8 protein-coding genes are annotated in these 9,029 nt (G+C 67.2%); 5 read left to right on the top strand and 3 right to left on the bottom strand.

Annotation, left to right across the window (positions count from 1 at the left end):
• Positions 1 to 9: 9 nt before the first annotated feature.
• Positions 10 to 762, bottom strand: coding sequence for a PIG-L deacetylase family protein (locus ACWDUA_RS17915; RefSeq protein ID WP_449752355.1), 753 nt, complete (start codon positions 760 to 762; stop codon positions 10 to 12).
• 209 nt (positions 763 to 971) lie between these two features.
• Between ACWDUA_RS17915 and htpG the strand changes: the two genes are divergently transcribed.
• The 3 genes from htpG to ACWDUA_RS17900 all read left to right on the top strand — a co-directional run bounded on the left by htpG (position 972) and on the right by ACWDUA_RS17900 (position 6,037).
• On the top strand, positions 972 to 2,945 hold the full coding sequence (gene htpG / locus ACWDUA_RS17910) for a molecular chaperone HtpG (protein WP_449752354.1): 1,974 nt from the start codon (positions 972 to 974) through the stop codon (positions 2,943 to 2,945).
• Entirely contained in the window at positions 2,942 to 3,964 is a 1,023-nt protein-coding gene (locus ACWDUA_RS17905) for a hypothetical protein (RefSeq protein ID WP_449752353.1), read from the top strand. Before htpG ends, ACWDUA_RS17905 begins: the two co-directional genes overlap by 4 nt.
• A gap of 183 nt (positions 3,965 to 4,147) precedes the next feature.
• Positions 4,148 to 6,037, top strand: a complete 1,890-nt coding sequence (locus tag ACWDUA_RS17900) for an FUSC family protein (RefSeq protein WP_449752352.1) — start codon at positions 4,148 to 4,150, stop codon at positions 6,035 to 6,037.
• On the opposite strand, the gene ACWDUA_RS17895 is transcribed toward ACWDUA_RS17900, so the two are convergent.
• Positions 6,011 to 6,502, bottom strand: coding sequence for a hypothetical protein (locus ACWDUA_RS17895; RefSeq protein WP_449752351.1), 492 nt, complete (start codon positions 6,500 to 6,502; stop codon positions 6,011 to 6,013). The two genes, ACWDUA_RS17900 and ACWDUA_RS17895, sit on opposite strands and share 27 nt — an antisense overlap.
• Before the next feature lie 154 nt (positions 6,503 to 6,656).
• On the opposite strand from ACWDUA_RS17895, the gene ACWDUA_RS17890 reads away from it, so the two are divergent.
• Positions 6,657 to 7,130, top strand: coding sequence for a nitroreductase family deazaflavin-dependent oxidoreductase (locus ACWDUA_RS17890; RefSeq protein WP_449752350.1), 474 nt, complete (start codon positions 6,657 to 6,659; stop codon positions 7,128 to 7,130).
• Positions 7,131 to 7,173: 43 nt separating this feature from the next.
• Here the strand turns inward: ACWDUA_RS17890 and ACWDUA_RS17885 are convergent, their stop codons facing one another.
• Entirely contained in the window at positions 7,174 to 7,998 is an 825-nt protein-coding gene (locus ACWDUA_RS17885) for a crotonase/enoyl-CoA hydratase family protein (protein ID WP_449752349.1), read from the bottom strand.
• 124 nt (positions 7,999 to 8,122) lie between these two features.
• On the opposite strand from ACWDUA_RS17885, the gene ACWDUA_RS17880 reads away from it, so the two are divergent.
• Positions 8,123 to 8,791: a PaaI family thioesterase gene (locus tag ACWDUA_RS17880; protein ID WP_449752348.1), complete on the top strand. Its 669-nt coding sequence runs from the start codon at positions 8,123 to 8,125 to the stop codon at positions 8,789 to 8,791.
• The last annotated feature ends 238 nt before the right edge of the window (positions 8,792 to 9,029 follow it).

The raw sequence follows: 9,029 nt of genomic DNA, 5'->3' as shown, positions 1-9,029 counted from the left end.
GGGATCGGTCTACAGCTCGCTCCCGCCGGGGACGAGGTCGCGCCGGATGTAGCATTCGGTGCCCAGCAGCCGGCTCAGTCGCGGTTCGGGCAGCTTCATCAGCGACGAGATCATGTAGCTGCGTTCCACCTCGCTGCGGTGCGAGAGTATCGCCTTGGTCTTCTGCGGAATCCACTCCGACACATCGAGACTCAGATCCACCAGCGCCGTCGGCGTACCGGGCAGCGCATAGCGGGAGATGGTGGGGAAGAAGTCGTCGGCGACGTCCTCGATCATCCATTCCGGGATGGTCGACAGATACAGCGACCGCACCCGCCATGACGGACCGGTACTGCGGTGCAACATCGGGATGGCTGCGGCATCGGCAGCCGCACAGGCGAGGCGATTGGTGTGGACGTGGTCGCGGTGACCGTAGATCCCGGCCGGGTCGTAGGTGATGATGATCTCCGGCTTGAACCGCCGGATGTGCGTCACGAGCTCGCGGACCTGCTTGTCGAACCGCCCCTCACAGAACCGGGGACTCTTCGGCGCCGACAGCGGCACACCCTCGTCGGCGTATCCCAGCATGATCGGCTCGCGGGTCACCCCGAGCTCGCCGAGCGCCTGACGCAACTCCGCGTGCCGGGAGGTTCCCGGCGCCCAGGTCGTGGTCACCACCGACACGTTCCCGCCGAGCGCCACATGTCGGGCAATGGTCCCGCCGGTCCACAGCGACTCGTCGTCGGGATGGGCGTGCACACACATCAAGCGCGGGACTGTCATCGGCCCGACGTCCTCCTGTTTCCCGGTATCCGATACCCGGTGGTCGGTCGTTCTGGGTGCGGCACCCTGTTCCAGCCTACTGGGTGCGCCTCGATAGACTTTGCGCCGTCAGAAGCTGTGTCGTCGACCTGCTGCCCGCGGTCGTGTGGGCCGGGCGGGCGCCGCAGGTCGAGCCGTAGCCCGATCAGTGATCATTGTGGAGGTCGCCGATGAGTACCGAATCCGAAGTCAGGGAATTCCAGGCCGAGACCCGGCAACTGCTGGATCTGATGGTCCATTCGATCTACTCGAACAAGGACAGCTTCCTGCGCGAGTTGATCTCGAACGCCTCCGACGCGCTCGACAAACTGCGCCTGGAGTCGTTGCTGGACAAGGATCTCGACGTCGACACGTCGGATCTGCACATCACCCTCGACACCGAGACCGTCGGCGACGCCCGCACACTCGTCGTGCGCGACAACGGGATCGGCATGTCGCGTGAGGACGTCGTCGGACTGATCGGCACCGTGGCCAAGTCGGGCACCGCCGAGCTGCGCAAGAAGCTCGCCGAGGCCAAGGACTCCTCGACCACCGAGGAGCTCATCGGGCAGTTCGGTATCGGTTTCTACTCGACGTTCATGGTCGCCGACACCGTCACCCTGATCACCCGCAAGGCCGGCGAGCAGACCGGTACCCGCTGGAGCTCCACCGGCGACGGCACCTACACCATCGCCGACGTCGACGATGCCCCGCAGGGCACCTCGGTGATCCTGACCCTCAAGCCGGTCGACACCGAGAATCACCTGCATGACTACACCGACGTGGCCACGCTGCGCTCGCTGGTGAAGAAGTACTCGGACTTCATCGGCTGGCCGATCCGGATGGACGTGGAGAAGACCACGACGACCCCGGCGGAGGAGGAGGACGGTGAGCCGACCACGGTCACCACCGTCGAGACCGAGACCGTCAACTCGATGAAGGCGCTGTGGGCGCGTTCCCGCGACGAGGTCTCCGACGAGGAGTACGAGGAGTTCTACCGGCACGTCGGGCACGCGTGGGACAAGCCGCTGGAGATCATCACCCTCAAGGCCGAGGGCACCTTCGAGTACCAGGCACTGCTGTTCATCCCCACCCAGGCGCCGTTCGACCTGTTCATGCGGGAACGCAACTCCGGCATCCACCTCTACGTCAAGCGTGTGTTCATCATGGACGACTGCGAGGAACTCATGCCCGAGTACCTGCGCTTCGTCAAGGGTGTGGTCGACGCCGCCGATCTCTCGCTCAATGTCTCCCGCGAGATCCTGCAGCAGGACCGGCAGATCCGGGCGATCCGCCGGCGCCTCACCAAGAAGGTCATCTCCATCATCACCGAGATGCGCGGCTCGCGGGCCGAGGACTACCAGACCTTCTGGTCCACCTTCGGGCGGGTGTTCAAGGAAGGTCTGGTCAACGACTTCGACAACCGTGACGCCGTGCTCAAGGCGTCGTCGTTTTCGTCGACCCACAGTGAGACCGAACTGGTCACCCTCGCCGACTATGTCGGCCGGATGCCGGAAAAGCAGGACTCGATCTACTACATGACCGGCGAGTCGCGGCAGCAGATCGAGAACTCGCCGCACCTCGAGGCGTTCCGCGCCAAGGGGATCGAGGTCCTGATCCTGTCCGACCCGGTCGACGAGATGTGGGTGACCTCGGGCTTGGAGTTCGAGGGCAAGGCGTTCCGGTCGATCGCCAAGGGTTCGGTCGATCTCGACGAGCTCGACGATGCCGAGAAGGCCGACGACGCCGAGGAACAAGCCCAGACCGAGGAGTTCGAGGGTCTGCTCGGGTGGCTCGGTGAGGCACTGGCCGACGACATCACCGAGGCCCGCCTGTCCAAGCGGCTCACCGAGTCGGCCGCCTGCCTCGTCGGTGACGACTTCTCGATGTCCCCGCAACTGGAGAAGCTGTATCGGGCGTCGGGTCAGGAACTGCCCAAGTCCAAGCGTGCGTTGGAGCTCAACCCGGACCACCCGCTGGTCGCCGGACTGAACAAGGCGTTCGCGGCCTCCGACGACCACGCGCCGCTGGTGCCGACCGCGAGGCTCGTCCACGGCATGGCACTGATCGCCGAGGGCGGCGAACTCGACGACCCGGCCGGGTTCGCCCGGCTGCTGGCCGACGAACTGACCTCGTCGCTGGGTGGGACCGCCACCGCGGAGTGACCGTTCCCGAACGGCGGCGCCCGTCCCCATCCGTCACCTGGGTGGTGGCGGGTGTCGCCGTTTTCGTCACCGTCGTGTTGGTGGCGGTGGTCGGGACCATCGTGTTCTGGCCCTCGTCGGGTTCCGACGACGCCCGGGACACCCCGCAGCACACCGTGCGGACGTTCCTGCGGGCGCTCGCCGATGCCGACGGAAACCTGGCCCGGCAACTGATCGTGACACCATCGTCGGCGGTGTTCCTGTCCGACACCGCGATCGCCGTCCAGCGTGGGGCCGCACCGATCACCGCGATCGAGGTGGTCACACCCGATCCCGACACCACCGGAGCCGGTGGCGCCGAGTCGGGCGGGCCGATCGCGGTGACCGCTCGATTCCGCTCGGGTACCGAGCCGGTGGAGGTGACCTACCGCCTGTCCGGGGCTCCCGGGCGCTGGGTGATCGACGGTGCGGTCATCCCGGTCACCATCCCGCAGGACACCCAACGCGCACTCGCCGGCCTGTCCCTGCTCGGTCACGCCACCGCCGGAATCCGCACCGCCCACGTTTTCCCGGGCCCGCTGGTGTGGGGGAGCGGTACCCGCCATCTCGCCATCGCCGACTCCGGTGGTCAGGCGGTCGGCGGTGCGAGGTCGGAGCCCGTCACCCCCGACCTGTCGGTGAGCCTGACCGACGCCGGCACGCACGCCGTCGACGACGCGTTGACCGCCTATTTCGCCGAGTGCGCCCGGTCGCGGCAAGCCGACGCCTCCACCGATCGTCCCGGCTGCACTCAGCGTCTGTTCCGTTCGGCCACAACCGATTCCGTGCAATGGACTCCGCCCGACGATCTCGACGCGCTGCTGATCGAGATCGACAAGCCCACGCCGTTACGGGTGCCGGTGTTCGGAAGCGTCACCTGGACTGCCGAGTATGCGGCCACCTTCGGTGGTGACCATTCGGCGACCGTCGACCAGATCGTGGACGGCACCGTCGATCTCGGGGCGCGGCCGGATCCGCGGTTCACCCCCTCCGTGCGCTAGATTCACGATCAGACGCATTCCGTGGTCGGCCGACTCGTGGGAGACGAAGTGCTGGATCGAAGACCCTCTGACCGGACCCCGCCGGCCCGGAATCCGACGGGGGGGACCTCAGCCGGGCGTACTGAACGTGGGTCGGCGGTATCGCCCGGCCCGGTTCGGCCGGCGTCGTGGCTCGGCGAGATGATGCGGATCGAGCCCGCGGCGATCCCGATCGGCCACTCGATCCGATCCGGCATCGCCGTCGGCGGACCGTTCGTCATCGGGTCGTTGACCGGCCATGTGCTCATCGGTATGTGGATCGGACTGGCCACGTTGTTGCTCGCCGCCGGTGAACGCGAGGGCACGTACCGGCTGAACTTCCGGATCATTGCGATCTCCACGCCGATAGCGGCGTGCGGTTACCTCCTCGGGTTCGTGCAGAACATCCCGCTGGCCGCGTTGATCCCGGTGATGGCGGCCGTCGCCCTGCTTGCGGGACTGATCGCCGGATTCGGGCCGGAGTTCTCCGTCGCGGGGATGCAGTTCTTGTTGGTTGCGTCCATCGCGATCGGTGTCGACGGCATCGACTGGTGGACCCCGATCTGGCTGTACTTGGTCGGCGGCGCGCTGTATGCCGCGCTGCTCGCGATCGAGATGCTCGTCGAACCGCGTCGGCCGCAACGGATCGTGTTGGTCGCGCTGCTGCAGTCGCTGGCCGATCTGGCCACCGCGCGGATTGCTGACCTCGCCGACCCCGAGGATCGGAATGGGAGCGATCGGACGGGGCGGGCCCGGATCGCCGCAACAACCGCCCACCGCAACGCCGCCGGCCGGGTCTCCGAGGTCCGCGTCCACCGGATGGGATCGGCAGGCGACTGGTCGCTCGACGCCGATGTCGTGGGTGCCGCCGATCGCGTGCAGGCGCTGGTGCTGGCCTCGACCGACACCTCGGAGCTGGCGGCCGTCGGCGGGCATCTCACCGATTTGGCCGGATCGGTTGGCCGACGGCAGAAGGAGCCGACACCACCACCTGCGGTGGTGCAGACCTCGACGTCCCCACTCTGCCGACGAGTCCGTGCCCTCGATCATGCGCTGGGTGGTACGCATCGCTCGGTTCTGGCGCCCCGTCGCGGGTTCACCTTCCATGCCATCGGCTCCGAGGTCGTTTTCGCGGCCGTGCGGTTGTCCCTCTGCTTTGGGATCGCGGTGGGCGCCAAGGCGTATTTTCCGTTCAGCCACTGGTTCTGGGTCCCGCTCACCGTCTGTCTGGTGATGAAGCCGGATTTCGGATCGGTGTTCGACAGGGCCATCCTGCGGGTCGTCGGAACGGTGATCGGCGTCGCGATCGCCACGGTGGTGATCCTGCTGGTGCCGAAGGGGTGGGAAATCGGCGTCGCGATCGGGCTGCTGTCGGCGTGCGTGCCATGGTTCATGATGCGGTCGTATGCGCTCCAGGCGGTCGCGATCGCGCCGGTGGTCATCTTGCTCGTCGACGTGATCAGCCCCGGCGACGTTTCTGCGAACTACGGCTGGCAACGCATAGGCGCCACTGTCGTCGGCGGGTTCGTGGTAATCGTCTTCGGCTACCTGATCTGGCCGCATTCACGCCGTGCCTGGGTCGCCGAGACCTTCGCCACCGCGATGTCGGGTGTCGCAGCGCATCTGCGGATCGCCGCCACCCCGATTCCCGACGAGGCGAGCGCCGCGCGACGACGTCACGACGAACTCGTGGCCGCGCGTCGTGACGCGTACCGGGCGCTGTCGGATCTGCAGACCCGGATGCAGCGGGCATCGGCCGAGCCGCCACCGGCCGGAACCACTGCGATGGCGTGGATTCCGGTGGCCACGGCCACCGGCCGGCTTGCCGATGCGGTAACCGTGTACGCCGGGCAACGATTGGCGGGGACTTACCCGCCCGATGTCGACCGTGTTGCCGTGCTCGCCGAACGGATCGTCGGACTGGGTTCCGGTGACGGACTCGACGTGACCTGTGATCGGGATTCGGATGCCGCGGGTTCGGTGGATCGGGGTTCGGAACTGAACGAGATCGACGACGAACTGTCCCGGTTACGAGGCCTGCTCGAACGGACCTGACGACTCGATCCCGGAGTCGGGACCCAACGGGACCAGCGCGAGATCGTTGGCCCGGAACAACGGATGGATCGGTACGCGGTGCCTGGCCGCGCCGTCGGTGATCACCTGCGCCCATCCACGGTCACGCGCGGTGATGCCGTCGGAACCGGGTCGTGTGTACAGGCATGCGACGCTGACCCGTGTGAACTGCTCGGTCGCCCGCGCGAATTCCGCCATCAGACCGTCGATCAGGTGGACGTTGGGTGTGGTCGGCAGCGGTATCTGGTTGATCGTCTGCATGAACTCGCGGTCGTCGAGGACGAACACGAACCAGAGCAGCGACTCGGAGAAGCCGAGCGGGCCCATCAGCGCGCGCCATCGCTGCCGGAGTTCGTCGGCTCCGTCGAAGGGCAGGCGGGCGGTGTCGATGTGCGGGATGGGTTCGGCCGGCGGGATGTGGTGGGCGTGGACGTGATGTGGTGTCATGCACCGATCGTGCGGCCGTACCACCGCGACCGGCGATCGTTGCTCCACACCTGTGGAGGGCGCCGTTGACAGGTCACGGCGACCCGGGGAGTATCGACGGTCGGACCTGTGCCACATCTGAGGCATGACGGACCGGCATGACAGACTGGTCGGTATGGGTCTGCTCACCCCCGTTGCGATCCGGGTCGGTTCGATCGCGTGGCTGCCGAAGTACCTTCCGCGGATCGTCCAGTGTGACAACGCGATCCGCAAGATCACCCGGGAGCGCTACGGATTGCTCGACATCGCGGGGCTGCCCAATACGACGGTGGTGGTGGCCGGCCGCAAGAGCGGTGTGGTGCGGCGGACGCGACTGCTCGCGGTACCGCGTGACGACGGCTCCTGGCTGGTCGCGGGCTCGTATTTCGGTGGGCCGAACACCCCGCAGTGGGTGTTCAACCTCCGTGCCACCGACACCGCCGCGATCATCGACCAAGGGGTGACCCGCACGGTGCGGGTGCGGGAACTACACGACGCGGACCGCGCGGCGGCCTGGCAGACCCTCCGGTCGGTGTGGCCGAACTTCGATCTGTACGAACGCCGCACGGACCGGACGATCCCGGTCTTCGAACTGATCCCGGTGACCTGAGGGTCGGGGGTCTGGACGACCTGGGTGCCCTCAGGTCCGGAGCTCAGGAACCGCTGAACTTGGGCTTGCGTTTCTCGAACACCGCGGCCACGGCCTCGCCGATGTCGTTGCTCGGCAGGAAGGCGGAGTTCCATGCGGCCACATAGCGCAGGCTGTCGGCCTGGGCGGGGGCACGGCTGTGGTCGAGAACGGTCTTGACGCCCTGTACAACCAGCGGTGGGTTGTCGGCGATCTCGCGGGCGGTCGCACGAGCGGCCTCGAGGAGTTCCTCGGGAGTCGCGTATACGTCGTTGACCAGGCCGATCTTCTCCGCGCGGGCGGCGTCGATGTCCTTTCCGGTGAGCGCGAGCTCCCGGAGGTGGCCGTCGCCGATCAGGCCGGGCAGGCGGGCGAGGCTGCCCACGTCGGCGACCATGGCGACCCGCACCTCGCGCACGCTGAACTGGGCATCGGCGCTCGCGTAGCGGATGTCGGCGGCGGTGATCAGGTCGACGCCACCACCGATGCACCAGCCGCTGATCGCGGCGATCACCGGCTTGCGGCAGTCGGCGACCGCGGTGATGGCACCCTGCATGCTGCGCACCATGTCATGGAAGTCGGTGCGGGGCTTGGCCTTCGCGTTGTCGGCGAGGACGGGTGCGAGATCGCCGGCCATCGACACGAGGTCCAGGCCGAAGGAGAAGTGCTTGCCGGCACCGCGCAGGATCACCACTCGCACCGCGTCGTCGGTGTCGAGGCCCTTGAACAACTCCGGCAGTTCCCGCCAGAAGTCGGGGCCCATGGCGTTGCCCTTACCGGGGCCGATCAGCGACACCTCGGCGATGCCGTCGTCGACTGTGACGTCGAATGCGTTCCACTGTTCGCTCATACGAGGGAGGTTACTCGTTGGTAGTACCAACTGGACACGAGACGGGTCGGTCCGCGGTCGGCCTGTTAGAACTGAGGGATGCGGTACCGATTCCGGCCCACCCGACGAGCGGAGCACTGAGACCATGAGCGGTTACTTCACCGAGGACATCGGGGCCCAGGAGCTGCAGGAACGCACTGCCGTCGCCACCGACATCGCGGAGGCGGTGCGCACCCTGATCGCCGACACGGTGCTGACCGAGGTGGACGCATCGGCGGCGGCCACCGCGATCGAACACATCGAGGCCGCGACGGAGATCCTGCGTTCGCGACAACTGCCGGACGACTCCTTCGGCGTGCGTTTCAACACCGACGGCACCAAGCGCACGTGGGGCAATGCCGTCATCGGAACCCGCAACCCGATCGCACCACCGCTGGATGTCGTCTTCGACGAGGACGGCCTCGCATGGGCGGAGTTCGAGATGGGCCCGGCGTACGAGGGTCCCGCCGGTCTGGTGCATGGCGGCATCCTGGCCGCGATCCTCGACCAGATCCTGGGATCGGCCGCCGAGCGTGCCGGTGCACCCGGGATGACCGGCACCCTCACCATCCGGTACCGGCAGGGCACCAAACTCGGCAAGGTGCGCGCCGAGGCGCGCCTCGATCGCGTCGAGGGGGTCAAGTCGATCGCCGTCGGTCGGATCAGCACCGCCGACGGCACCACCGCCGAGGCCGAGGGGATCTTCATCCTGCCTCGGTGGGCCCGCGAGAGCGGTGCCGCCGACCAGATCCGCAAGGCCCTGTCCGACGGCTGACCATTCGCGGGGTGCGCGATCAATCCCTACTCAATCAGCAACCGGGCGTTGCTGGTTGAGCCGCTGAGGAGCGGAGCGACGAGGCGTGTGTGTGGTGGTTGAGATTGAGCCGCTGAGGAGCGGAGCGACGAGGCGTGTCGAAACCTCGGTCGGCCAAATTCGGTACGTGACTACCTCGGAGGTGGTCGCTGTCGTGCGTGGGTTGCGGTGATTTCGACTCGGGTCCTCGCGATGCTGG

This window comes from Gordonia sp. NPDC003376, assembly GCF_053589235.1.
The sequence above is the reverse complement of the archived record's forward strand: the minus strand, read 5'-3'. Positions and strand labels throughout refer to the sequence as shown.